This window comes from Methyloglobulus sp. (assembly GCF_046714055.1).
Classification (GTDB): Bacteria; Pseudomonadota; Gammaproteobacteria; order Methylococcales; family Methylomonadaceae; genus Methyloglobulus.
This window is the reverse complement of sequence record NZ_JBKKBJ010000267.1, coordinates 1-24,083: the sequence shown is the minus strand read 5'-3', so window position 1 is coordinate 24,083 and position 24,083 is coordinate 1. Positions and strand designations below refer to the sequence as shown.

The following is a 24,083-nucleotide window of genomic DNA, read 5'->3' as shown; positions in this document are numbered from 1 at the left end:
CCAAATCCAGTGGAGCATCTCTGGGATGAGCTTCGGGAAAAGCACTTCCACAATCGCGTCTTCGATAGTATTGATGCTCTCGAAAATCATTTAGTTGATGCGCTGCGAGCCATGGAACAGAATACTGCGCGCGTCGCTAGCATTACGTGCTGGCCGTGGATAATTAATTCTATTTCTAATGCAAATTAGAATAAGACAATAAACAGGGTAGCGTCCCGCCAACCCTGGTGACTATTCAGGCTCATGATGTTAGGCGTGAAAATCAACTGACCGGATGAAAACGCTGCGCCCAAGATACCCAAAGCCAAGCCTCGACGCTTTTGGAACCATCGGTTGACCAAGGCAGAATCTATAATCATGGCTATGCCACCGTTAAATATTGAATTTTCATTTTATCTTGCCGTCAACCACTTTACACAGGTTTCCACGGGGGGGTCATCAGAAGAAGCGCCGAATTTATGCAATTACTGACTGCCATCCGTGACTTAGATTATCATCTGCACAAACGGCTGGATGCTGCCCTGAATAGGCCCTCCGACCAGATTAAAGTCCTCGAGCAGATAGAGGCTCGATTCGTTGCCATAAGTGCCTGTCCGCACTGCGCCGACATCGAGTTGTACCGTCATGGTGTCGTCAATGGGTTGCAACGTTATTATTGTCAACGCTGCCACAAAACCTTTAATGCCCTCACAGGCATCCCGTTGGCGCGTCTTCGCAATAAGCCAAAATGGCTGGACTACCTCGCTGCGATGGCGCAGTCACTGACGGTGCGCCAGTCTGCCGCCCGATATCGGTGTTCAACGCAACACCAGCTTCTGCTGGCGGCATCGTTTCTTGAACTGGGTTAGCCAGCAGGGTCGCCCCGCTACGCTGCACGGCATTACCGAAGCCGATGAAACGTATGTGCTCGAATCGTACAAAGGCCAAAGGAACCAGGGCCGCAAGGCGCGTAAAAGAGGTGGCCATGCCACCGAGCGCGGAATCTCCGACGAACAAATCTGTGTGTTGGTGGCCCGTGATAGTTCCGGGCAAATGCTGGATTTCTTGACCGGCAACACACCGCTTACCAAGCCCCTGCTGACTGCCGCCCTCAAGTCGGCACTGGATGCGGATGCGCTGTTAGTCAGCGATGCTAACCCGACCTTGTATGGTGAAAATAACAGAAATACAGCGAAGGAGATCAAGTAAGCTTTAACCGTTCATTGGGAGGCCACCCTGGGGAATTTTCAATATTTAACGATGACTTAGCCGAGTATTAAGCCTCACTTGATTTATATCAAAATCCACTCCTGGCTTGCCATCCTACCGGCCTTCTCGTAGACTTAACATTAAAACACTCAAGGAGCTTCCAAAACATGTCATCCCTGACAACTGCAAAAGCCTGGATCGCGTTACAAGAGCATTATCAGCAAATCCAACACTATTCGATGCGTGATGCTTTTGAGCAAGATAAGGATCGTTTCGATAAATTTTCACTTCATCTAAATGATATTCTTTTCGATTTCTCAAAAAACCGGATAACCGAACAAACCCTGCCATTGCTTACCGATCTTGCTAGGTTTGTCCAGCTAGAGGCAAAAATCCAGGCGATGTTTTCAGGCGTAGAGATCAACACGACCGAACACAGGGCCGTCCTTCATACTGCACTAAGGAACCGGAGTAACCGCCCCATTTACGTGGATGGGCAGGATGTCATGCCGGAAATCAATAAGGTATTGGCAAAAATGCGCTCATTCTGCCAACGCGTCCGTTCCGGTGAATGGAAAGGCTATACCGACAAGACCATCACGGATGTTGTCAACATTGGCATAGGCGGCTCAAGCCTGGGTCCCAAAATGGTTTCTGCCGCGCTTGCGCCCTATAGTTCACCGACTTTAAATGTCCATTATGTCTCCAACATCGACGCGGCTGACCTTATCAGCACCTTAAAGTCCTTACCCGTAGAAACCACGCTTTTTGTCATCGCCTCAAAGTCTTTTGGCACTCAGGAAGCAATGACCAATGCAAAGTCAGCAAGAAAATGGTTTCTTGATCTTGCTAACGACACGACGGCGGTTGCCAAACATTTTGTGGCCATCTCGACCCATGCTGAAAGCGTAAAGGATTTCGGAATCGATACGGACAATATGTTTGCATTATGGGATTGGGTGGGCGGACGTTATTCACTGTGGTCTGCGGTCGGTTTGTCGATTGCCCTCCATGTTGGTATGGATAATTTTGAAGATCTGTTACAGGGTGCTTTTGAGGCCGATGAACATTTCTGCAGCCTGCCTTTTGAGAAAAACATCCCTGTTATCATGGGCTTGTTAGGCATCTGGTACAACAATTTTTTCGGCGCCCAATCTTATGCGCTGTTGCCTTATGACTATTCCATGCGCTATTTTGCCGATTGTATGCAGCAAGGTGATATGGAAAGTAACGGCAAAAGTGTTGACAATAATGGTAAAAAACTTGACTACGATACCGGGCAAATCATCTGGGGGCAGCAAGGCACCAATGGACAACATGCCTTTTACCAACTGATACACCAAGGCACCAAGCTCATCCCTTGCGACTTTTTGGCAGCGGCCAACAGTTTCTACGATCTGCCCGAACACCACGAAATCCTGGTTTCTAACTTCCTTGCCCAACCGGAAGCGCTGATGCACGGTAAAACAGCCGACGAAGTTATGCAAGAGCTAGCACCAGAGCAGCGAACCGACGCCGTCTTGGTTGCCTCAAAGGTATTCGAGGGCAATAAACCTTCCAATTCGTTCTTATATAAACAACTGACACCGAAAACGCTAGGATCGTTGCTCGCGTTTTATGAACATAAAATTTTTGTGCAAGGCATCATCTGGAATATTAATTCGTTCGACCAAATGGGTGTCGAACTCGGAAAAGTGCTCGCTAAGGTCATACTACCTGAACTTAAGAATAATGAAGTTATCGAAAGCCACGATTGTTCCACCAATGGCCTTATCAACGCTTATAAGAAGTTACGGCAAACTTGACTCGACAACGCCAACTGATTATTGGATGTATTGCTTTCCTAATTGTCACCGTCATAATAGCTTTCATACCGAAGAATAAGCTGGAGAAAATCAAGCGTTCGGGAACTTTACACGGACTGACTCGCCTCGATCCCACCCCTTAATTTTTGGCTTTGTGCAGTCAATATAGGTTACCCAATAAGTACCGGACATGTTAAGTGTAATCCCTTATAGATTTACGAACTGGTTAATTTCCTAATTTCTGGCTTTGTGTAAGGCAGTTTCGCGTAGCAAACCGCCAATATACGTTTGGCATAATGACGGATTGCTAAAGCGAATCCGTCTTACAGATTTCGGGGTGTATGACGAAACCACCCCTAAGACGTTGGCTTTCATCGGTTTGCCGCCTTGCCAGGGTTATTTTCCGCGTTCTTTTTGTATACCTTATAACACCATAAGTCAAATTTTTTCTTGATTAGTATTGTTCCCACGCTCCAGCGTGGCAACAATAAAAAACGTAAGCGTGTTAATAATCGCTCAACGCCCTGTGCTGTTTTTGCCATTGTGAGCAGAACAGAGCGGATAAAGTGCTACGAGCAACACCAGCCAAATTACATACACAATCGCTAAATCAAATCCGTACTCTGGCGCAGGTATTTCTGGAAACGGCATTTTGGCAGAACCGCTCACTAACCAGTCGGTAGGTAGACCCCTGCATAAGGTGATGGCATAAGCGATGCCATGAATTAGCAGGATGTGGACGAGGTAGAACAGGAGCGGGGCTTTACCGAAGCCGATTAATAAAAAACCGAACCGGTGTGTTTTTTTCCATTCAAACAACGCCAGGGCGAGAAACATCGGCCCCAACGTCATGAGCAAATAAAGTAAGGACGGTGGATATTTTTCGCAATTCAGTACCGAGAATACTGTCATCATCCCGTTTTTTTGCGGCAACCACGGCTGAGGATCCCCGTAAGTATTCGTCATACGCAATATGAGGAAAAGCGTGACTGCAGCTATTCCCGTCAGCGCCAACCTCGTTTGCCGGGTTTCAACGGGTTGCAAAAACAGCGGGCCAGCACAATAACCTGCCACCATCACGGCAATCCACGGGATCAGCGGGTACAACACGAACAGAGAATAGCCCGGCAAGTATTCGATGCTTCCGGGAACATGCAAAATCGTCCATAACCAGGCAACGCTTCCAAGATGATCCGGTTGAACGCCATCAAACAAATTATGTCCCGCAATGAGAAACAAAGCGAATACCGCCAGGATCATACGCGGTAAATAAATCAAGCCAGCCAAAACGACCATCGACCATCCCAGCGCCCAAATCACTTGGGCAATGGCATAACGGTAATCCCAGTTGAATGTCCATCCGTAGCGGACTAGCGTGAGTTCCAAAACGATTAGAAACAACCCTCGGCGGATTAAATAGCCCGATAGTTGCTTGGTGGAAAAATTCCAGCGCGTGGCGGATAAGTAGGCACTGGTGCCCGCCAAAAACACAAAGGTGGGCGCACATAAGTGGGTAATCCAGCGGGTAAGGAAATAGGAGGCGTTGGTTAGGCTAAGATCGGTAGGGCTGAACATCGCATTCGAGAAATAATCACGGGTATGGTCTAATGCCATTAAAACCATGACCAAGCCGCGCATCATATCGATCGATACAAGGCGTGGAGATGTATTATGTTTCATAAAAATAAGCCTCGTATCAAAGGATATCTTAGGGAATCTCTGCACAGTCCTTCGACAAGCTTGTATGGTATTTACGGCTCATTCTTGAGAAGCTAAGAGGGAGCCGAGGCGGAGAGCCATCGACTAGCATCTGCCGCGTTACGGACAGACTCCCTGAGAACGCCCCACCACACTCCAAGCGTCGATGAAGAATCTAGCTGCGAAAACATGACCTCCGATTTGGACGCAAGCTAACGTCGGTGCGCGCCACCCCACCCCAGCATTATTACTTTACTGCCGCACTTTTACACATAGGACAGACTGATTTGAAATTTCCTGATTGCACTCCGGGCATTTTATTGAGCTCATAATCAAACCTCAATTTATGTAAATTACGATTAGAATTGCCCGACACAACAACAGCAAATAGCTTCGATGAGTGATACGGAATCGAGGAATCATTCGCCCCTGATAATCTTCGATTCCACTCGTTACGCCGAGGCTATTCCTACTACAATCAAGGCTTAACAGCCTCTATCAACTTAATATCCTGCTTAAGCATTTCATTAACCAATTGCCCAACATCAACACCTTTAGAGCGGGCGCATTGCTGTAGATAAATCCTTACTTCATTGTCCAGGTAGACGGGCAAATTCAACGTGGTGTCCGGGCGATAAAATTTACCGCGTATCCCCCCCTTGGAAAAATCATATTCTTCTTTCATAGACTTTCCTCGTATTGTTGCTGTTCATGTTTGGTAGCCTTTCATGCTGAAATAATTCTTAGGTTGCTAACAAAGGAAACCTTTCAGGATGTTTAATCATTTCCAGAGTCAAATCAACATCAATTTTAGGCCAATAAAAATGCCCTTGCGAGACTTCTTCAACGGCAATAATGGTATTTACAGGCTGATTTTTAAACCAGGGAAAATCCTCGTAAGACATAAACAACTCTTCCTGGTGTGCCAACAGCCAAATTTCATCAATGGAGATATGGGTTATTTCAACCAAGGTCGTTGAACTCATCTCACCAAAAAATTCCTAAGCAAATCATGCCCATGCTCCGTCAGAATCGATTCGGGGTGAAACTGTACGCCTTCAATATCCAGGGTTTTGTGCCTTACGCCCATGATCTCGTCAATTTTCTTTTCTGTATCTTGCGTCCAGGCGGTGATTTCCAGACAATCGGGCAGGGTTGCCTGTTCGATAACCAGGGAATGGTAGCGTGTTGCAGTGAAGGGATTGCTCAAACCTTTGAATACGCCTTCATTTTGGTGATACACCTGTGAGGTTTTGCCGTGCATGATGCTTTTGGCGTGAATGATATTGCCGCCGAAGGCATAACCGATACTCTGATGGCCAAGGCAGACACCCAAAATAGGAGTACGTCCGGCAAACTTTAAGATAGCGTCAACGGATACGCCGGCTTCTTTGGGCGTGCAGGGACCGGGGGAAATAACGATTTTATCGGGTTTTAAGGCGGCGATGTCGTCCACCTTAATCTGGTCGTTACGGACCACGGTAACATCGGCACCTAATTCGCCAAAATATTGCACGAGGTTGTAGGTAAACGAGTCATAGTTATCGATCATCACGACTTTTACTGCGTTCATGTTTGACCTCCTTGCCGTTCGTCTAACTGGTTTCCATCGAGTCCTGATTCGGCCATGCTGACGGCACGGAATATGGCTCGGCCTTTATTCATGGTCTCATCCCATTCTTTTTGGGGAACAGAATCGTACACAATACCGGCACCCGCTTGGATATGCAGCATGTTGTCCTTGATGACGGCAGTCCTGATTGCAATCGCTGTATCCAGGTTACCCGACCAGGCAATATAACCCACCGCGCCGGAATATATGCCGCGTTTGACGGGTTCCAGTTCATTAATAATTTCCATCGCGCGGATTTTGGGGGCGCCGCTGACCGTTCCTGCCGGAAAAGTCGCAGCCAACACATCAAACGCATTCTTACCTGACTGTAGCTGTCCAGTGACGTTGGAAACGATATGCATCACATGGGAGTATCGCTCGACTATCATCTTATCGGTCAACTCCACCGTGCCTATTTCAGCCACACGCCCGGTATCGTTACGCCCTAAGTCGATCAGCATAAGGTGTTCAGCGAGTTCTTTGGGATCGGCCAATAGCTCTTGTTCCAGTTCCAGGTCAAGGTCTGGCGTTGCGCCACGCCGACGCGTACCCGCTATCGGACGTACCGTGATGAGGTTGCCTTCCAGCCTGACCAGTATCTCCGGTGATGAGCCGACGATATGAAAATCGTCCAGGTTCAAATAATACATATAAGGCGACGGATTCAAACAGCGTAAGGCACGGTATAAATCCAGCGGTGCAGCGGTATACGGAATGGATAAGCGTTGCGATAACACTACCTGCATGATGTCGCCATCGGTTATGTAAGCTTTTGCCTTGAGCACCGCATTTTCAAAACCCTCTTGCGTAAAACCGGACACAAAATCCGATTCACGCACATGGACAGGATTGGTGTGCTTTGCTGGTTCAGCTTTCAGTTCACGCAGTTTTCTTGCCAGGTCATTCAACCTGTCCACAGCCCGATCATAGGCATTGTCTTCATCAGGATTAGCGTGTGTGAGCAGCAGCATCTTGCCGGACAGGTTATCGAACACCAGGATTTCTTCCGAAACCATCAGCAGAATATCTGGACAATTCAAGGGATCAGGCTTAGGATCGGCAAGTAACCGCGGCTCAATATAAGCGATGGTTTCATAGCCGAAATAACCGACTAAGCCACCATTAAACCGTGGTAACTCAGCTATATCCGGCACCTTAAAGCGGGACTGGAACGCCTCAATCCACACTAAGGGATTATCATGCGCTACGGTTTCCACTACCTCACCGTCTTTTTCCAGGCGGATTTCATTACCGTTAACCTTAACCAAGGTCTTGCAGGGCAAACCGATAATCGAATAACGACCCCATTGTTCACCGCCATGGACAGATTCAAACAAATAGGAATACGGGCCATCGGCGAGCTTTAGGTACGCGCTCAGGGGCGTATCTAAATCAGCCAGCACCTCACGGCTAATCGGGATACGATTGTATCCCTGCCTGACGTAGTAATTGAATTGTTCTGGGGTCATGTGTGCTTAACTGCGCTTTATGCTTATTTGCTTTTACTATATGATTCGGCTAGGTGAAATATTAAATCTGTTCGCCTTGAGCCTATCGAAAGTCCCGAAGGCTTCGACAGGCTCAGCCCAAACGGATTTAAACATTATTAAAACCAGGTCAATAAATGCCATCAACTAGACTTTAGCCATTTCGGCACGCATATCGGCAATGATTTTTTTGTAATCAGGCTGACTGAAAATCGCTGAACCTGCAACAAACGTATCGGCTCCAGCTTCCTTAATGGCGCGAATATTGTCGGTTTTTACGCCGCCGTCGATTTCCAGACGAATATCAAAACCGCTGTCATCAATTTTTTTTCTGACGAGCTTTAATTTATCCAATGCTGAAGGCAGGAATGATTGTCCGCCAAAGCCTGGGTTAACCGACATCAACAAGATCATATCCAGCTTATCCATCACATAATCCAGGTGACTTAATGGCGTGCCGGGATTAAACACTAAACCCGCCTTGCATCCGTTATCTTTAATCAATTGCAAAGTACGGTCGATATGCACAGAACCTTCTGGATGGAAGGTGATGTAAGAAGCGCCCGCTTTGGCGAAATCAGGCACAATGCGGTCTACCGGCTCAATCATTAAATGCACATCAATGGGGACTGTGACACCGTGTTTTCTTAAGGCTTCGCAAACTAGGGGGCCGATCGTCAGGTTAGGCACAAAGTGGTTATCCATCACGTCAAAATGGACAATGTCCGCGCCAGCGGCCAGTACGTTATCGACTTCCTCGCCCAGTTTGGCAAAATTGGCGGACAGGATGGAAGGGGCAATCCAGTTTTCGTTCATTGTTGTTATCCTCTCTTAGATTCAATAAAGTTAAATGGGGCGATTATATCTTGTTTTCGTGCTTTCGGTTTCGTAATACAATAGCTGTCAACGCCTTTTAATAGATTTGCAAGAGATGAAATTAGTCACTTTTACCCATAACAATTATTCCCGTTTTGGCGCAGTGGTCGAAAATGAGGTTGTCGATGGCGTTGGCGAAACCGACATTCCAGCGGCAATGATTAATTTTTTAGCAGCAGGGGAAGCAGCGCTATCGGCTATGCGAAAACGCATAGAAAGCGGTAAGCACAGAATTCCTTTGGCGGAAGTCAAATTGCAAGCTCCCGTACCCAGGCCAGGGAAATATCTGGCTATCAGCCTAAACTACGCCGACCATATTCAAGAAACTGGCCGCGACAGGCCGGAATATCCCAGTTTTTTTACCAAGCAAAGCACTTGCGTGATTGCCCACGGTGATGCCATCCACTTGCCTAAAGTGTCCGATAAGCTGGATTATGAAGGGGAGCTAGCTTTTGTGATCGGCACACGTTGCCGCCATGTGCCAGTCGATGAGGCTTATAAGGCGATTGCAGGATTCACGATTGCCAATGATGTCTCAGTGCGCGACTGGCAATTTCGTTCACCCACTTTTACGGTAGGCAAATCATTCGACACTTGCGGCCCGCTAGGGCCTTGGCTGGTGACGCGGGATGAAATCAGCGACCCGCATAACCTCAACATCAAAACCTGGGTAGACGGGGAATTGAGGCAGGATTCCAATACCCGGCACATGCTATTCAATTGTTATGAAATGATCGCATATTTATCGCAAGCCATGACTTTGGAACCGGGTGATGTGATTAGCACCGGCACACCCAGCGGCGTGGGCGTAAAGATGGAGCCGCGTGGTTATCTGAAACCGGGGCAGGCGGTCAGCGTCGAAATTGAAGGGATTGGGAAATTATGCAATCCTGTGATTGTTGAACCCTAACATAAGAACTTTAGGGAGCCTCTAATAATTCAAAAACCACCTTCTCCCTTCGCACATAAAGGCATAGAGGAAAAGGTTTTGATGGTTTAAAAGCACACTTTACCCCTCACCCTAGCCATCTCCCAGTGGGCATAGGTATTTTTAGATATCCCTTTACGTCTTGACGACATTTTTTGCTAATGGTGGCCCGGTGAGATGCTTATCCGTCTGCATTCTTGGCACAAGGAAGACCACAGTAACCTTCAAACCCCCAAATTGTGATACGCCCAGCGCCAGTTCAGCCCCATACATGCTGGTAATCCTTTCCACTATTGAAAAACCCAGACCGCTACCTTGGGCAGTCTGGGCAGTTTCCACGCAGCGGTGAAACCGTTTCAGGGAATTTTCGTATTGATCCGGCGGGATTCCTGGCCCTGAATCTTCCACCATGAATTTTAACTGCTTCTCGCTTCCCTCCAGGTAAATCATGATATTGCCATCGACGGGGGTGTATTTGATGGCATTATCGATGATATTCCTGACCAAAACAGTGATTAGCTGGGTATTGGCCAGAATAGGTACTGCATTATGTTCAACAAACTCCATCTGAATACGTTTTTTGTGCGCCACAGGTTCAAGTTCGGTGATCACTTGTATAATTTCCCGATTCAATATAGTAATTTCTTTTGCGAGATATTCTTTGCCGGACTCGATGCGCGAAAACGTCAGCAATTGTTGCACCATGTAAGTCATCCTATGGACAGCTTGAGAAATCCGCAGCAACGCTTGTTTACGCACCGCTTCATCGGTAGTCCGCAACGCCACTTGAGCCTGGGTTAACAATCCGGCCAAAGGTGTCCTTAGTTCATGCGAAGCATCGGCAGTAAATCGACGCTCGTGCTCAAAAGCTTGTTCAAGCTGTGCGAACAGGTTATTGATCTCATTGACAACAGGCACCACTTCCTTGGGCAATTTTTTAGTATATAAAGGCTTGAGGAAACTGGCCTCGCGTTTGGATAACGCCCTTTCCAAACGATTGAGCGGCTTCAAGGAATATCCGACAATAAACCAAATAACGATACCCAGTAATGGCAAGCCGACCAGAAACTGGGTGACTAACTGCCTGGAAATATCATCGGTTAATTGGGCGCGAATTTCTTCTTTTTGGCCGACATGAATCACATAATCTCCTGAGGCATTGGTAATACTAAAAACATGCCACAAATGGTCGGCTATTGTTTTTTCACTGAAACCGCGAATCGATGAAGAAAGGACAAATTTTGGTGCGCTTTCTGAGCGCAACAACAAACCGTTTTCTTTAGACCATAACTGAAAGGCTAATTTCCTCTCGTACTTATGTCCAAAAGCATCAGGTTGCAGCAGTTCGTTGAAAACATCCCATAAGGGATCTTCATTTTTGCTTTCGTTGAACCCAAAGGCCGGAAAATTTTGAGTGCTTTTAGAGCGCAATAACAGCCCCTCATTTTCAGACTTGAGTTGGAATGCAATTTTCCGGTCGTATTCCTGGTCTAGCGCATCGCTTTGAACCCGCTTCAAGCGCTCTTCCAAGGCGCTGTCCTGAGGCAATCCTTCCAAAAAGGCCATCAACACCTTGCCTGATTGGGCTAATTCAGCATCAAACAGGGAGGCGACTTCATCGCGGGTCACTCGATAATTGACATACGCTGCAATCCCCCATATCAGCATGGATGCTGATAATAAAGTCACCAATAAGAGTTGTCGTAGCGAATAATTCATTCTTCATCATCTAAATCAGGGGCCACATCACTCTCTGAATCGATAATATAGCCTACACCCCTGATCGTACGGATAATGGCAGGATCGAGCTTTTTTCTGAGATGGTGGATATGCACTTCCACCGTGTTACTTTCTATATCGGAACTCCATGAGTACAGGCTTTCCTCAAGCCTTGCGCGGGAGACGACACGGCCGATATTGCCCATAAGAAAACTGAGAATATCAAACTCTTTCTGGGATAGCTCCACTGTTTCGTCGTTGAAGGTGACCTGATGCGAAGCGGGATCCAGGACAATACCTTTGTGCTCAATGTTCGGCGTGCTTCTGCCCTCGTTCCGTCGTGCCAACGCCCTTAACCGGGCACAAACTTCGTCCAGTTCGAAAGGCTTGATGACAAAATCATCCGCACCGCTGTCCAAACCCTCTACCCGGTCAGGTACGGTGTCCCTTGCAGTCAACACCAGGACAGGGGTTTCATCCTTACGGGCCCTTAACTCGCGCAGGATGGTTAAGCCATCCATATCCGGCAAGTTAAGATCCAAGACGACCAGCTCATAACTGTTCATTTTCAACGCTTCGTCAGCGAGCTTGCCATTAGTCAGCCAGTCCACGGCATAACCTTCCATTGTTAAACCGGCGACTAGGCCATCGCCTAATATTTCATCATCTTCTACTAATAAGAGTCGCATGTGACCTCATAAAATAGTTGCTATTGACCCATACAACGTAAACAAAAAAAGTTAACCCTTGCTTAAGGCTTATCTTGATAGGATGCGATAGTATCAACTTTGCTGTGTTTGTTATTCAGATAGCTGCTGTTAATGTTAAACTGACCGTCAGATTAATAACATACCTGAATCATTCTATTGCCGCCACTTAGTCTATACGTTCACATTCCCTGGTGTATTAAAAAATGCCCTTACTGCGATTTTAACTCGCACACAGTCAAGGCCGATTTACCGGAGTTTGCGTATATCGATGCCTTATTGAATGATTTGGCCTTTGACCTGGGACGCTACGCAATCACCCGACCCATCCAAAGCATCTTTATTGGTGGCGGCACCCCCAGCCTGTTTTCTCCTGAAGCTATCGCCCGCTTGATCGAAGGGGTCAAACAGCGTGTCATGTTTGAAGAAGACCTGGAGATTACCCTTGAAGCTAATCCTGGAACATTCGAAAGCACAAAGTTTGTAGAGTTCAAATCGCTAGGTATTAATCGCTTATCCATCGGCATACAAAGCTTTAATGATGATTTATTAACAAGGCTGGGACGGATCCATTCAGGGCAAGAAGCGGTTAAAGCCGCCGAAATAGCGCATTATGCGGGTTTTGCCAATTTTAACCTGGATTTGATGTTTGGATTGCCCGGCGCTACCAATGGTGATAGCGAACACGATGTCACAACGGCAATCCGTCTTGAACCCACCCATATTTCTTTTTACCAGTTAACCCTGGAACCCAATACCTGGTTCCATAAATTCCCACCGAAACTGCCTGATGACGACGACATCTTTAACACACAAAAGGACTGTCAACGATTATTGGGCAATCATGGCTACCAGCAATATGAAATTTCGGCTTACAGCCGGCCTGATAAACAATGCCTCCATAATGTCAATTATTGGCAGTTTGGTGACTATTTAGGTATCGGCGCAGGCGCTCATGGCAAGATTACAACTAGTTTGCCCAATCAAATTACCAGAACCGCCAAAGCCAAAAGTCCCGAAGTTTATTTGAACAATCCGGCAAATAACGGCAGCAGCCAAGCCATTACAATTGACGATTTGCCATTGGAGTTTGTCATGAACCAATTACGGCTTAGGCGGGGATTCAATTTAGGTAATTATAAAGCGATGACCGGACTGGATGATTCGACCTTGGAACCGGCTTTGTCCAATTGCGAGAAACAAGGCTTGATCAAGTTTGAAAACGGTTATTATGCCTGTACCAATAAAGGTTGGAATTTTTTGGATACTGTTTTGGGGAATTTTATCTCTTGAAAAATGGGGTTTGAGACACCACATATTTATTTATAGCATGATAAATGAAACGAACGAAATCAACTATTAACCGTTCGTCCTGAGCCTGTCGAAGGACTAGCACCGAGTTTCCTAAATTAAAAACCGTCATTCCGGCAGGGATTGGCGGAATCCAGAACACAGGGATGTGAAAATGATAGTGTCGCTAACGCGACGGTTATTTAGAAACCGGTTCTCGCACCGGCGGGCGAGCTACTTTCTTTTGCTTCGCCAAGCCACACGGATGTGGTGAATGCGGAAAATGCAGGAGCAATTTTCCGCAAAGAAAAGTACCCAAAAGAAACGACCCCCGGATGCCGGTTGTTTCCTGCGCTTCTCGCATTGACCAGGGGTTGCCCCATACTGGGATAAATCAAAAGGGACTTCCTGTCCCTTTGACAACGCGCGATATCCCTATCGCGTCCCTAACGGGCTATTCCTGATAAATGCTCCGATGCTCGGCGCGGCATACGGGAAGAAGAGGTGTTTTTTTAGCAGTGGTTTACCAAAAGATATTGATTTGAAATGGCAAAAATTGGAAATATTAAATTAATAGATAAACCCGAAAAGTTGGATTCCGGAGCGGCATTTCTTTTGCGTATGCCGAGCCCTATTTCTTCAACAGTCCCTTTAGATGAAAACTCTTTTGTCGAAGTAGAAAAAGGAAACCATTATGTTGTAGTACGCACAATTGGTTTAAACGAGTATAAACAAGCTTTTAGATATGGACTCGAACTTGCACAAAAAGGACTAGACATACTTTCAATAATAGGAAAAGCTGATCTTAGTACACGCGATGTTATAGATGAGAACTTAGTTTGGTGGAGTTCTGGCGATGAAGTTAATTTGAGAATTACGGACACAAGCTCTATCTCTTTTAGTATCGAAAAAAAAGGAGCTTTATTAGGAGATGTTATTGCTTCATATCCTGTTTACTCAACAGCATATCGTTACTTTCGGTTATCACAAATAACTGATGATTTATTCGATGCTTATCGCAATATGTACTTAGCCTTTGAATTCCTTGCGTCGGAATCAGTTCCTCGAAAAAAAACGCCAACTAAATCGGGAAAAATTCAATGGGAAAGCGAATCACTTTGGCTAAAACGATATTTATCGTCAATAAATCAAGAAATATTAACGTCTACTTTTTATGGAATCCTTGATTATAAGCAAGCATTTATTGATCAGATATATAAAACAGCGCGTTGCTCATTGTTTCATGCAAAAGACGGGGAAAGTTTTTTCAGCCCTCATGGTGATATAGTGGATCGGAAAACTGTAGCCGACGCAATGGATAAATTAACAAGAATTTTTCTCCTTTTATCGAAGGAGAAAAATCCTTCAATTAGAGGTTTGGGTGCCAGCATGTCAACGGGATCACAAAAATCTATGTTTATATCATCATATGTAAATGATAGTTTTTTTATATTATCAGACGATGATTCTCCATTTGATCAACATGAAGAAGGATTTGATCATCCACGTTACAAAAATGTTATTAAATCTGGCACGGTAACTGAGAACCCGAGCATCACTCATGAGTTTTCGCTAATCGGGAAAATCAAAAACATCAAGACTGGGGGGCTTACTAAAATCCGTTGTGTCGAATTAGCAAATGAAAAAACATCTTTATGTACTGGAATACTTGAAGTGCCATTATTTATTGATGGGTTTGATTTTATAGAGATACAGCTTAATCAGAAGATGATTTCAGCCAAGTCAGCAAAACAGAAATTCACTATGTAAGAAGGCCGTAAGTCGTATAAATCGTTTAAATGTAGGGTGGATTAGCCGCGCAAACATGCGGCCTATCAGTTTTGTTTGAGCTTTGGGCGCGGCGTAATCCACCGAATGTGGAGATTGTCGATATGGTGGATTACGACGCGCGGAAAGTTATTACTTATCTGGGAATCAAGAGGTTTTGCGCGTCTCGGCAATTGCTCCTGCATTGCCCTACCTCCTGCATCCATGCAGTCGTAATCCACCCTACGCTACGATAAACGCACCATTCCCGTTATGCCGCGCTGAGTACCGGAAGTTTTGGCGGGAATTGCCCGGAGGGGTGCGGCAGGGATGCCGAACGTTGCCGGAGGGACAGGAAGTCCCTTCCGGCAACCCCCGTCAAAACTGAGGAACGCAGGAAGCAAGCGGCATCCGGGCGGCCTTTCTTTTGGTTTCTTTTCTTTGGCCGCGCAAAGAAAAGAAACCCGCCTGCCAGTGCGGGAACTGGCATTTAAACAATCGTCGCGATAGCGACACAAATAAAAAAGGCCGTAAGTCGTGAAAATGTAAAATTTGCGAATTTCGAAATGGCGGATTACGACGCACGGGAACACTTTACTTTTATAAATGTCGGAGGGTTTGCGCGTCTAATCCACCCTACTATACTGGCAAACCGAGCGACGATTTGGCTCCCGGCACTTTGAACAGCATTCTCAAACAAGCGCAGGTAAAGAGGTGAATTTATGCGTTATGCAGTGATTATCGAACAAGCCGAAGGTAACTATTCTGCTTATGTGCCTGATTTGCCAGGTTGTATTACAACTGGCATCACCATTGAGGAAATAGAGAAAAATATCCGTGAAGCGATCCAATTACATTTGGATGGTTTACGCGAAGACGGCTTGCCAATCCCTGTTCCTTCGACAGTTGTTGAATATTGCGAATTGGTGGCCTAGAAATGAATTAATTTCCCGTATTTCGCTTTGCTTCATACGGGCTACGATATTACAAAGAATTTTTATAGCATAACCAACCCATACCATGTCAGATCAACATCAAAACAGCCCCACACAATCCGCATTAATACGGTTAAAAACCCACATCAACCAAGAAATCATTGGTCAGGAGATATTAGTTGAGCGAATGTTGATTGGCCTGTTGGCTGATGGTCACCTGCTTGTTGAAGGTGCTCCAGGTCTGGCTAAAACCCGCGCTATCAAAGTACTCAGCAAAGGCATTCAAGGCGATTTTCACCGGGTGCAATTTACCCCGGACCTGTTGCCCGCCGATTTGACCGGGACTGAAATCTATCGTCCCCAGAAAGGCACGTTTGAATTCCAGAAAGGGCCGTTATTTCATAATTTAATACTGGCCGATGAAATTAACCGGTCACCAGCAAAAGTCCAGGCGGCTTTACTGGAAGCGATGGCCGAGCGGCAAATCACGGTCGGTCAAGCAACTTACCCGCTACCGCAGTTATTCATGGTGATGGCAACCCAGAACCCGATTGAGCAGGAAGGCACTTACCCCTTGCCGGAAGCCCAACTCGACCGCTTTTTACTGCATGTAAAAGTGGATTACCCGAAAGCTGAACACGAAAAAAGCATACTGCATTTAGCACGGTCAGAAGCTCGCGTCGAAGCCGCAAAACTTAAGCAGCCGTTTGAAGCTATCGCTCAAAACACCTTATTCGCCGCCCGTGAGGAAGTGCTGAATATGTACATGGCCGATAGCCTAGAGGATTATTTACTACAAATCGTCCTGGCAACCCGAAATCCATCCGTGTATGGAAAAGACCTTGCAAGCTGGCTGCAATACGGTGCCAGCCCCAGGGCCAGCATTGCCCTGGATCGCTGCGCCAAAGCCAAAGCCTGGTTATTCCAACGGGATTTCGTCAGCCCCGAAGATATTCAGGAACTGGCCTTTGATGTTTTACGCCATCGTTTGATCTTGACTTATGAAGCGGAAGCCGAAGGTATCACTTCCGATGAGGTTATCAAAGAACTTATTTCCAGAATTGCGGTACCTTGATGTTTTCAGCGAAACAAAAGGAAGCTGCCAGCAGTCCAGTAGATTCTAAAGCGCTGGTTTCAGTAACATTAAAATCGCTGATTGATCTGGCAAAACCTGCATCTGGCTTAAACCTGCACCAGTTGACGCTCCGTGCCCAACAAAGTGGCGGTTATCTGTCGGCTTTTAAAGGCCGGGGCATGGAATTTGACGAAACCCGTCTCTATCAACAAGGCGACGATATACGTAGCATCGATTGGCGGGTAACCGCACGGACAGGTAAAACGCATACCAAACTATTCAGGGAAGAACGAGAAAAGCCTGTTTTTATTTCAGTGGACAATCGCCCTGCCATGCAGTTTGCGACCCGTGGTGTTTTCAAATCCGTGCAAGCAAAAAAACTTGCGGCTTTACTCGCTTGGGTTGCAAGCCAACAGGGCGATAAGATTGGTGGACAAATTTTTTCTCAGTCATCGTGCCGGGAGTTAAAACCTCAAAACGGTAAACACTCGGCTTTACATTTCTTGAATGCCCTGGTTATTGCCGATAACTCAGCGGGTAGCGATTTTTCACTCACGCAAGCGCTCGCGAGGCTATCGCAACATGCACGGCCCGGCAGTTTGGTTTATGTCATTAGCGACTTTCGCGGCATGAACGATCAGGTGGAAAACTATCTGATGAAGCTTTCCGAGCATTGCGATGTCGTCTTGATTTTCGTTTACGATCCTCTCGAAAAGGGTTTGCCCACTCAAGGCCGTTACCGCTTTACCGATGACCAAAGAGAAGTCGTTATCGATACCAGCGATAAACAAAGGCTGACCAACTATCAGCTTCGCTTTGAAGAACGGCTGCAAAAACTAAAGCGCATCGCATTAAGGAGAGGCTTGGCATTGATCCAGTGCAGCACCCAGGATGATCCCGTACAACGCCTGAGACATCCATGGAAAACCAGATAGTATGGAATCTGGTCAACTGCCTCTTCGAGATATACACCTGCCTGAAGCAATCGGTTGGTGGCCTCCTGCACTTGGTTGGTGGCTTTTGGCGATCTTGATTCTTTTGGTGATTGGTCTGCTTTTTTGGCTCTATAAACATCTCACCCGGAAAACGGCGGTTAAGGCGGCAAAAAAACTTCTGCTAGAAATTAAACAAGATACTCAGCGCGAAAACAGCCAAAAACTGAAAGACCTATCCGCGTTGCTTAGACGTGTGGCCATCAGCACGACGACCAGAAATGAATGTGCTGGATTAACAGGACAGCAGTGGTTGGAGTTTCTTGACCGTTCGAAAAAAGGCTCATCGTTTACCGAAGGTGCTGGACAACTTTTAGCCAACGCACCCTACCAAAAAAGCCCACCGACGGATCAGGAAATTTCCCAATTGACCAGCCTGTGTGAAGACTGGCTTAACGCCCAAAACAAACGTAAAAGATGATCCACTTTGAATGGCCCTGGCTGCTGCTCGTTTTACCGTTACCGCTATTGGTGCGCTGGTTGTTGCCCGCCACAATGACGGTCGAACAGGCGGCTTTAAAAGTCCCGTTCCTGGATGATTTCTCTGATGCAGAAACCAAATCAGTCACACAAAATCAGTTGTGGCCTTTGCTTTTAGCATCGATTGCTTGGGTTTTGCTGGTCATAGCATGTACCCGGCCTCAATGGTTGGGGGAGCCAATCGAACAGGCCGTTAGTGGCCGCGACCTGATGCTGGCGGTGGATTTGTCGGGCAGTATGGAAGTGCAGGACTTTTTCATCAACAAACGGGCGGTTGACCGGCTTACCGCAATCAAGTGGGTAGCCAGCGACTTTATTAACCGGCGCGTTGGCGACCGGCTGGGCTTGATCCTGTTTGGCAGTCAAGCTTACCTACAAACGCCGCTGACCTTCGACCGAAAAACGGTCATGACCTTATTGGATGAATCCGCCATAGGCCTTGCTGGGGACAATACCGCAATCGGCGATGCGATTGGTTTGGCGATCAAACGCCTTAAAAACCAACCGGCTAACAGCCGGGTCTTGATTCTGCTGACCGATGGCGCCAATACTGCCGGTGAAGTTTCACCGTTAAAAGCGGCGGAACTGGCGGCGGCCAACCAACTGAAAATTTATACGATAGGTGTTGGCGCAGATGAAATGATAGTCCGCAGTTTTTTCGGTTCACGCAAAGTCAACCCATCCGCCGATCTTGATGAAAACGCCCTGGTCAAAATCGCTGAAAGCACGGGCGGCCGATATTTCCGCGCCCGCAACACCGATGAGTTGAATAATATCTACATGTTGCTGGATCAACTGGAACCCGTCGAAAAAGACAAACAATTTTTCCGGCCTCGCACCGACCTTTTTTACTGGCCTTTAGCGCTGGCATTAATTCTAACAGGCTTGATTGGCATTTATAGGGCGCAATGGTCATGAACCTGACAGAATTCCACTTCATCAGGCCTTACTGGCTGTTGGCATTTCTACCCTACATTGTTTTACTGGTCTTGCTGGTTAGGAGTAAGCTGAGTCACGGTGTGTGGGCAGCCGTGTGCGATGCTGCGCTCCTGCCTTATCTATTGCAGGATAAAGCCGTCACGCAAAGCCGATGGCCATTGGCAACCGGCGCTGTTGCCGTTTTGCTTGCTATTATCGCTTTGGCAGGGCCGACGTGGGAACGTCTGCCTACACCCGTGTTCAGGAACGATTCGGCTTTAGTCATCGTTCTGGATTTGTCACGTTCTATGGATGCCGCCGACATCAAACCCAGCCGCTTGGTCATGGCACGTTATAAAATCACCGATATATTGAAACAGCGTAAGGACGGCCAAACCGCATTATTGGTTTATGCGGATGATGCCTATACCGTCACACCGCTCACCAACGATACTGAAACCATAGACAGCCAGTTATCAGCTTTAACCACAGAGATTATGCCCAGCGACGGCAACAACACCGTACGGGCGTTAGAAAAAGCTGGCGAGTTATTTAAACAAGCTGGCTTGCAAAAAGGGCAAATACTCCTCATCACCGATGGTGGCAACCTTGATGAAGGCCTATCCAAAGCCAAATCCCTAGACACTTACCAATTGCTGGTTCTGGGCGTGGGCACCCCCGATGGCGCACCTATTGCTTTGGACACGGGCGGATTCCTAAAGGACGAACAAGGCGACATTATTGTCGATAAACTGGATGTCAATGGCCTGGAAAAACTGGCACAAGCCGGGAATGGCACTTACCAGACCTTGACAGCAGATGATGCAGATATTCAGGCCTTGCTTTCGACACTGGCTACTCCGTCACAAGGGCAGGGCGAGAAAAATGAAAACCTGCTACTTGACCAATGGAGTGACAAAGGCCCTTGGCTGCTACTGTTGGTTTTGCCGTTAGCGGCATTGAGTTTCAGGAAAGGCTTGCTCGGCCTTGTCTTCTTCTTAATCCTACCCTTGCCGAAAAACAGTTATGCCCTTGATACGGACAAGGTATGGCAGGATTTATGGAAAACCAAAGACCAACAGGCCCAAGAGGCTTATAACAATAAGAAATATGACAAAGCGGCGGACTTGTTTGAAAACCCTGATTGGAAAGCGGCTGCCCATTACAAATCAGGTGCTTTCGATAAAGCCCTGGAAAACCTCAAAAACAGTTCTAGTGCAAATAGTTTCTATAACCAGGGCAATGCCTTGGCGCAATCCGGCCAGTTGCAACAAGCCCTGGACGCTTATAAAAAAGCCCTCAAGCTAAACCCTGATGATAGTGATACTTTATATAACAAAGATCTGGTTGAAAAAGCATTAGAACAACAGAAGCAAGATCAACAAGAAAATAAGGACAATAAGCAAGGCTCCCAAGACAAAAAAAATCAGGAGCAAAACAAGGACAGCGACCCATCCGAGCAGCCTGATAAGCAAAATAAGGATGGGCAAAAGGAATCGGATCAAAAACTTGAGCAGTCACAAGAAAGCGTTGAAAATCAGCCTGAACAAAAAGAATCTGCTGAAAGCCAGAAGCAAGAAAGCAAACCGGAAGCAGCAAAACCTGAACAAACCGAAAAGCCTGATCCACAAAATGATCCCAAAAAACAAAATGCGGTAAATTCACAACCCATAGACCCGATGACAGAGGAAGAAAAACAAGCCCATGAGCAGTGGCTTAAAAGAATTCCAGACGACCCGGCAGGGTTGTTGAGACGTAAATTCAAGTACCAGCATGATCAGCGTGGACGGCAATAATTACGTACCGGAGCCAGAAAAGACAGCCTTATGAAGCAGATAAAATCAATCATTGACGCCCCTCACCCTAGCCCCCTCACAATGGGAGAGGGAATATTTTGCTGCCTCCTGTTAATATTGATGCTAATTTTAGGCATAGTGCCTCATCAAGCATTTGCAACAGACATCACCGCTTCTGTTGACCGGAATCCCGTCAGCGTCGATGAATCGTTCAAGATTTTCTTTACGGCAACCGACTCGCCCGACAGTGATCCCAATTTTGCCCCACTGGAACAAGATTTTTCCATAATCAACCAAGGTCAAAGCAGCAGTTCATCCTGGGTAAACGGCAAATACAGCAAGTCGATCCGCTGGACGGTTGAAGTGACAGCGAAAAAACCCGGCAACCTCTTTATCCCACCCATACAGTTTGGCAGTGATGCCAGCAAGCCGCTCGCTATTGTGGTCAATCAAGGCGCAACGACGAGCGATGCAGCCAACACTAACGAGGATTTGATTCTGGACGTCAATGCAACCCCCGAACAGCCTTATGTCCAATCTCAAGTCTTGTACACGATACGTTTGTACAGGCGTGTGGATGTTGCACAAGCCGAACTTAGCGAACCAGAACTTGCAGATGCCGTGATCGAAAAATTGGGTGAAGACAGCAGCTACAACACCTTAGTAAACGGTGTCTCATACTTGGTCACTGAACGGAAATATGCCATCTTTCCACAGAAGAGCGGCGTTATGAAGATCAAACCATTATCGCTGACTGCGGCAGTCATTGTTGATAGCCAACCTGATTTCAGGGACTTTTTTGGTTCTCGGATGACCAAAACCAGACGGGTTTTATCCAAGGAGATAATCCTGAATGTCAAACCTGTGCCACCCAGTTTTACCGGTAAAGACTGGCTTGCTGCCGAAAAACTGGAACTCAAACAGGAATGGTCAGGCGACATCCAGCAAATGAAAATAGGCGAGCCCTTAACCAGAACCCTGACTTTGCGAGGCGTGGGAACGACCGTAGGACAATTGCCCGAACTGAGCACTGTTAAAACCGATGCGGACGTTAAGGCTTATCCAGACCAACCCGTCCTGAATGAACGGAAGCTAGCCGATGGCATTACCGCCTCCCGACAAGAAAAAATTGCCCTTATCCCGACGACAGCGGGCAAACACGTTTTGCCAGCGATAGAAATTCCCTGGTTCAATACGAAAAGCCAAACGATGGAAATTGTCCGTATTCCTGAAACCACCATCAATGTTGTTGGGGTCAATGAAAATCAGCCTGATACTGCACCCCCGCCTAAAACTTTAGCTACGCCTACAGTGCCAATTCCACAACCTGAGAAAAATACCCAAATCCCGGTTAGCACCAACACAGGACAGCAATACATCTGGTTTTGGATCAGTGTATTTTTAGCGTTGGGCTGGTTGGCAACAGCGATTTATTTCTTACAAAATCGTCCCAAAAATCAGGTTACATATACCAAGGAAGTCGAACGTCTCAAGCATGAAACCGGGTTAAAAGAGAGCGCCAAAAAACTTAAAAACGCCTGTGCCAATGACGATGCCCAGGGTGCAAAAAATGCGCTGCTAGCATGGGGAAAGCAAAAGTTTAATGTCAACAATCTAGGGGCAATTGCGGATTGTTGCGATGCGCGTTTAAGGGATGAAATTCTTCATCTGAATCAGGTGCTCTATGGCAAAGACACCAGTCAGTGGACTGGCAAAAAACTCATGCAGGTATTTACTGAAAACAAAGCCCGAGAAAAAAAAGTTAGTCCCGACGAACAAATCCTGGAACCCTTGCACCGCTTATGACCGAATGTTTTTCTGGTACTCGAATGCCATAAACAACGCCGCTATCGAACGCGCCTCGGTACATTCGCCCGTAGCCAGTAAGGCATTGATGTCAGACAATTTCCAAGGAACGACTTCCAGTTCCTCCGGCTCGTCACCATCCAGTTTTTCGGCATATAAATCCGAGGCGATAATAATTTCCGTCGTATGTTCCAGGTAAGAAGGCGCGATGGAAAAAGTACTCAAGTGGTAAAGTTGCCTTGCGCCGTAGCCGACTTCTTCTTTCAGCTCCCGGTTGGCCGCATCAAAAAATGATTCCCCCGCATCGGTCTTGCCTTTCGGCAAACCTAACTCATAACGATGCACACCTGCCGAATATTCCCTGATGAGCAGAACCGTATCTTCATCCAGCAAAGGCACAACCAACACCGCGCCGCCGCCGGGATTGCCACGCGCCAACCGCTCGTAGTTGCGTTGCTGGCCATTGCTGAATTCAATATCTAATGATTCAATACGGAATAGTCGGCTGGTGGCAATCGTGGTTTTTTTTAGGATGATTGGTTTTTCAGGCATTGCGCTATGTTGTCATGGTTTTCTTAAGGGAATCTCTAAAAATCCCCTCTCCCTCTGGGAGAGGGCTAGGGTGAGGGGATTAAATGATTGATTCTAAAACCCTCATCCCGACCTTCTCCCAGAGGGAGAAGGAGATTTTTGAATTTTTAGATGTTCCCTTAAATATAACGCACTCTCATGGTTAGACGTTAGATTTAATAACAAAATACGCACGATTTATACGCTAATCAAGTGTTATCATGTAGCAATTACTTCTTCAAACGATCAATAAATGTCAAGTCCCGAACTCGTTCAACCACTTGGTTTTACGCCTAAAGAAAATACATGAAGGGAGTCGCTATTTTTGCGAAAGCTTGTTTTGGGCATCCCAGCCCAAGCAAGCGGCAAAAACTTAACGCGACCGCCAATGCCTGCGGCTGCCCCAGCCGTCCTGCTTCCCTCGTTTTATACCC

Annotated in this window: 22 protein-coding genes and 2 pseudogenes; 13 read left to right on the top strand and 11 right to left on the bottom strand. The window is 46.8% G+C overall.

Features of this window, described 5'->3' with window-relative positions:
* Positions 1 to 189: pseudogene (locus ACLQ6D_RS15970) on the top strand (hypothetical protein); the annotation flags it as partial.
* Here ACLQ6D_RS15970 and ACLQ6D_RS15965 read toward each other — a convergent pair.
* Positions 186 to 359, bottom strand: a complete 174-nt coding sequence (locus ACLQ6D_RS15965) for a hypothetical protein (RefSeq protein WP_411728300.1) — start codon at positions 357 to 359, stop codon at positions 186 to 188. The pseudogene ACLQ6D_RS15970 and the gene ACLQ6D_RS15965 sit on opposite strands and share 4 nt — an antisense overlap.
* 99 nt (positions 360 to 458) lie before the next feature.
* On the opposite strand from ACLQ6D_RS15965, the pseudogene ACLQ6D_RS15960 reads away from it, so the two are divergent.
* Together ACLQ6D_RS15960 and pgi are read left to right on the top strand one after the other, a co-directional pair.
* Positions 459 to 1,143 (top strand): annotated as a pseudogene (locus ACLQ6D_RS15960) (IS1595 family transposase); the annotation flags it as partial.
* Between the two features lie 212 nt (positions 1,144 to 1,355).
* The gene (gene pgi / locus ACLQ6D_RS15955; protein WP_411728299.1) at positions 1,356 to 2,993 is read left to right on the top strand and encodes a glucose-6-phosphate isomerase; all 1,638 of its coding nucleotides are present in this window, start codon (positions 1,356 to 1,358) and stop codon (positions 2,991 to 2,993) included.
* 516 nt (positions 2,994 to 3,509) lie between these two features.
* Here pgi and ACLQ6D_RS15950 read toward each other — a convergent pair.
* The 6 genes from ACLQ6D_RS15950 to rpe all read right to left on the bottom strand — a co-directional run bounded on the left by ACLQ6D_RS15950 (position 3,510) and on the right by rpe (position 8,606).
* Entirely contained in the window at positions 3,510 to 4,673 is a 1,164-nt protein-coding gene (locus ACLQ6D_RS15950; protein ID WP_411728298.1) for a DUF1624 domain-containing protein, read from the bottom strand.
* Positions 4,674 to 5,169: 496 nt separating this feature from the next.
* Complete coding sequence (locus tag ACLQ6D_RS15945) at positions 5,170 to 5,376, bottom strand: hypothetical protein (protein ID WP_411728297.1); 207 nt, start codon at positions 5,374 to 5,376, stop codon at positions 5,170 to 5,172.
* Positions 5,377 to 5,434: 58 nt separating this feature from the next.
* Positions 5,435 to 5,677: a DUF2442 domain-containing protein gene (locus tag ACLQ6D_RS15940; protein ID WP_411728296.1), complete on the bottom strand. Its 243-nt coding sequence runs from the start codon at positions 5,675 to 5,677 to the stop codon at positions 5,435 to 5,437.
* Positions 5,674 to 6,264 (bottom strand): anthranilate synthase component II, encoded by a 591-nt coding sequence (locus ACLQ6D_RS15935; RefSeq protein WP_411728295.1) that lies wholly within the window; start codon positions 6,262 to 6,264, stop codon positions 5,674 to 5,676. Before ACLQ6D_RS15935 ends, ACLQ6D_RS15940 begins: the two co-directional genes overlap by 4 nt.
* The gene (trpE, locus tag ACLQ6D_RS15930) at positions 6,261 to 7,772 is read right to left on the bottom strand and encodes an anthranilate synthase component I (protein WP_411728294.1); all 1,512 of its coding nucleotides are present in this window, start codon (positions 7,770 to 7,772) and stop codon (positions 6,261 to 6,263) included. Before trpE ends, ACLQ6D_RS15935 begins: the two co-directional genes overlap by 4 nt.
* 165 nt (positions 7,773 to 7,937) lie before the next feature.
* Complete coding sequence (gene rpe / locus ACLQ6D_RS15925) at positions 7,938 to 8,606, bottom strand: ribulose-phosphate 3-epimerase (RefSeq protein ID WP_411728293.1); 669 nt, start codon at positions 8,604 to 8,606, stop codon at positions 7,938 to 7,940.
* A gap of 115 nt (positions 8,607 to 8,721) precedes the next feature.
* On the opposite strand from rpe, the gene ACLQ6D_RS15920 reads away from it, so the two are divergent.
* Positions 8,722 to 9,576, top strand: a complete 855-nt coding sequence (locus ACLQ6D_RS15920; protein ID WP_411728292.1) for a fumarylacetoacetate hydrolase family protein — start codon at positions 8,722 to 8,724, stop codon at positions 9,574 to 9,576.
* A 153-nt stretch (positions 9,577 to 9,729) separates the two neighbouring features.
* Here the strand turns inward: ACLQ6D_RS15920 and ACLQ6D_RS15915 are convergent, their stop codons facing one another.
* Both ACLQ6D_RS15915 and ACLQ6D_RS15910 read right to left on the bottom strand, forming a co-directional pair.
* Positions 9,730 to 11,313: an ATP-binding protein gene (locus ACLQ6D_RS15915; RefSeq protein WP_411728291.1), complete on the bottom strand. Its 1,584-nt coding sequence runs from the start codon at positions 11,311 to 11,313 to the stop codon at positions 9,730 to 9,732.
* Positions 11,310 to 12,002, bottom strand: coding sequence for a response regulator (locus ACLQ6D_RS15910; protein ID WP_411728290.1), 693 nt, complete (start codon positions 12,000 to 12,002; stop codon positions 11,310 to 11,312). The genes ACLQ6D_RS15915 and ACLQ6D_RS15910 overlap by 4 nt, the downstream gene beginning before the upstream one ends.
* 177 nt (positions 12,003 to 12,179) lie before the next feature.
* Between ACLQ6D_RS15910 and hemW the strand changes: the two genes are divergently transcribed.
* A complete protein-coding gene (gene hemW, locus ACLQ6D_RS15905) occupies positions 12,180 to 13,313 on the top strand; it encodes a radical SAM family heme chaperone HemW (RefSeq protein ID WP_411728289.1) in 1,134 nt (377 codons plus the stop codon).
* 543 nt (positions 13,314 to 13,856) lie between these two features.
* A complete protein-coding gene (locus ACLQ6D_RS15900; protein WP_411728288.1) occupies positions 13,857 to 15,080 on the top strand; it encodes a hypothetical protein in 1,224 nt (407 codons plus the stop codon).
* A gap of 268 nt (positions 15,081 to 15,348) precedes the next feature.
* Here ACLQ6D_RS15900 and ACLQ6D_RS15895 read toward each other — a convergent pair whose 3' ends face one another.
* Positions 15,349 to 15,567: a hypothetical protein gene (locus tag ACLQ6D_RS15895; protein WP_411728287.1), complete on the bottom strand. Its 219-nt coding sequence runs from the start codon at positions 15,565 to 15,567 to the stop codon at positions 15,349 to 15,351.
* 232 nt (positions 15,568 to 15,799) lie between these two features.
* On the opposite strand from ACLQ6D_RS15895, the gene ACLQ6D_RS15890 reads away from it, so the two are divergent.
* The 7 genes from ACLQ6D_RS15890 (at position 15,800) to ACLQ6D_RS15860 (ending at position 23,079) form a co-directional block, all read left to right on the top strand.
* Positions 15,800 to 16,012, top strand: a complete 213-nt coding sequence (locus ACLQ6D_RS15890) for a type II toxin-antitoxin system HicB family antitoxin (RefSeq protein WP_411728286.1) — start codon at positions 15,800 to 15,802, stop codon at positions 16,010 to 16,012.
* A gap of 85 nt (positions 16,013 to 16,097) precedes the next feature.
* Entirely contained in the window at positions 16,098 to 17,087 is a 990-nt protein-coding gene (locus ACLQ6D_RS15885; RefSeq protein ID WP_411728285.1) for an AAA family ATPase, read from the top strand.
* Complete coding sequence (locus ACLQ6D_RS15880; protein WP_411728284.1) at positions 17,087 to 18,022, top strand: DUF58 domain-containing protein; 936 nt, start codon at positions 17,087 to 17,089, stop codon at positions 18,020 to 18,022. The genes ACLQ6D_RS15885 and ACLQ6D_RS15880 overlap by 1 nt, the downstream gene beginning before the upstream one ends.
* A gap of 1 nt (position 18,023) precedes the next feature.
* The gene (locus ACLQ6D_RS15875; protein WP_411728283.1) at positions 18,024 to 18,500 is read left to right on the top strand and encodes a DUF4381 domain-containing protein; all 477 of its coding nucleotides are present in this window, start codon (positions 18,024 to 18,026) and stop codon (positions 18,498 to 18,500) included.
* Positions 18,497 to 19,477, top strand: a complete 981-nt coding sequence (locus tag ACLQ6D_RS15870) for a vWA domain-containing protein (protein WP_411728282.1) — start codon at positions 18,497 to 18,499, stop codon at positions 19,475 to 19,477. The genes ACLQ6D_RS15875 and ACLQ6D_RS15870 overlap by 4 nt, the downstream gene beginning before the upstream one ends.
* Positions 19,474 to 21,273 carry a VWA domain-containing protein gene (locus tag ACLQ6D_RS15865; protein ID WP_411728281.1) on the top strand — a complete coding sequence of 600 codons (1,800 nt, stop codon included), beginning with the start codon at positions 19,474 to 19,476 and terminating at the stop codon, positions 21,271 to 21,273. Before ACLQ6D_RS15870 ends, ACLQ6D_RS15865 begins: the two co-directional genes overlap by 4 nt.
* 120 nt (positions 21,274 to 21,393) lie before the next feature.
* Entirely contained in the window at positions 21,394 to 23,079 is a 1,686-nt protein-coding gene (locus tag ACLQ6D_RS15860) for a BatD family protein (protein WP_411728301.1), read from the top strand.
* Here ACLQ6D_RS15860 and nudE read toward each other — a convergent pair.
* On the bottom strand, positions 23,074 to 23,631 hold the full coding sequence (nudE, locus tag ACLQ6D_RS15855; protein ID WP_411728280.1) for an ADP compounds hydrolase NudE: 558 nt from the start codon (positions 23,629 to 23,631) through the stop codon (positions 23,074 to 23,076). The genes ACLQ6D_RS15860 and nudE overlap by 6 nt on opposite strands.
* Positions 23,632 to 24,083 lie beyond the last annotated feature (452 nt).

Coding starts and splice junctions, on each gene's coding strand:
- ACLQ6D_RS15920 (WP_411728292.1), top strand. CDS start 8,722: ATGAAATTAGTCACTTTTACCCATAACAATTATTCCCGTTTTGGCGCA.
- ACLQ6D_RS15900 (WP_411728288.1), top strand. CDS start 13,857: ATGGCAAAAATTGGAAATATTAAATTAATAGATAAACCCGAAAAGTTG.
- ACLQ6D_RS15865 (WP_411728281.1), top strand. CDS start 19,474: ATGAACCTGACAGAATTCCACTTCATCAGGCCTTACTGGCTGTTGGCA.
- ACLQ6D_RS15965 (WP_411728300.1), bottom strand. CDS start 359: ATGATTATAGATTCTGCCTTGGTCAACCGATGGTTCCAAAAGCGTCGA.
- ACLQ6D_RS15915 (WP_411728291.1), bottom strand. CDS start 11,313: ATGAATTATTCGCTACGACAACTCTTATTGGTGACTTTATTATCAGCA.
- pgi (WP_411728299.1), top strand. CDS start 1,356: ATGTCATCCCTGACAACTGCAAAAGCCTGGATCGCGTTACAAGAGCAT.
- ACLQ6D_RS15875 (WP_411728283.1), top strand. CDS start 18,024: ATGGAATCTGGTCAACTGCCTCTTCGAGATATACACCTGCCTGAAGCA.
- ACLQ6D_RS15940 (WP_411728296.1), bottom strand. CDS start 5,677: ATGAGTTCAACGACCTTGGTTGAAATAACCCATATCTCCATTGATGAA.
- ACLQ6D_RS15950 (WP_411728298.1), bottom strand. CDS start 4,673: ATGAAACATAATACATCTCCACGCCTTGTATCGATCGATATGATGCGC.
- ACLQ6D_RS15895 (WP_411728287.1), bottom strand. CDS start 15,567: ATGCCAGTTCCCGCACTGGCAGGCGGGTTTCTTTTCTTTGCGCGGCCA.
- ACLQ6D_RS15945 (WP_411728297.1), bottom strand. CDS start 5,376: ATGAAAGAAGAATATGATTTTTCCAAGGGGGGGATACGCGGTAAATTT.
- ACLQ6D_RS15890 (WP_411728286.1), top strand. CDS start 15,800: ATGCGTTATGCAGTGATTATCGAACAAGCCGAAGGTAACTATTCTGCT.
- ACLQ6D_RS15870 (WP_411728282.1), top strand. CDS start 18,497: ATGATCCACTTTGAATGGCCCTGGCTGCTGCTCGTTTTACCGTTACCG.
- ACLQ6D_RS15910 (WP_411728290.1), bottom strand. CDS start 12,002: ATGCGACTCTTATTAGTAGAAGATGATGAAATATTAGGCGATGGCCTA.
- rpe (WP_411728293.1), bottom strand. CDS start 8,606: ATGAACGAAAACTGGATTGCCCCTTCCATCCTGTCCGCCAATTTTGCC.
- ACLQ6D_RS15935 (WP_411728295.1), bottom strand. CDS start 6,264: ATGAACGCAGTAAAAGTCGTGATGATCGATAACTATGACTCGTTTACC.
- nudE (WP_411728280.1), bottom strand. CDS start 23,631: ATGCCTGAAAAACCAATCATCCTAAAAAAAACCACGATTGCCACCAGC.
- ACLQ6D_RS15885 (WP_411728285.1), top strand. CDS start 16,098: ATGTCAGATCAACATCAAAACAGCCCCACACAATCCGCATTAATACGG.
- ACLQ6D_RS15880 (WP_411728284.1), top strand. CDS start 17,087: ATGTTTTCAGCGAAACAAAAGGAAGCTGCCAGCAGTCCAGTAGATTCT.
- trpE (WP_411728294.1), bottom strand. CDS start 7,772: ATGACCCCAGAACAATTCAATTACTACGTCAGGCAGGGATACAATCGT.
- ACLQ6D_RS15860 (WP_411728301.1), top strand. CDS start 21,394: ATGCTAATTTTAGGCATAGTGCCTCATCAAGCATTTGCAACAGACATC.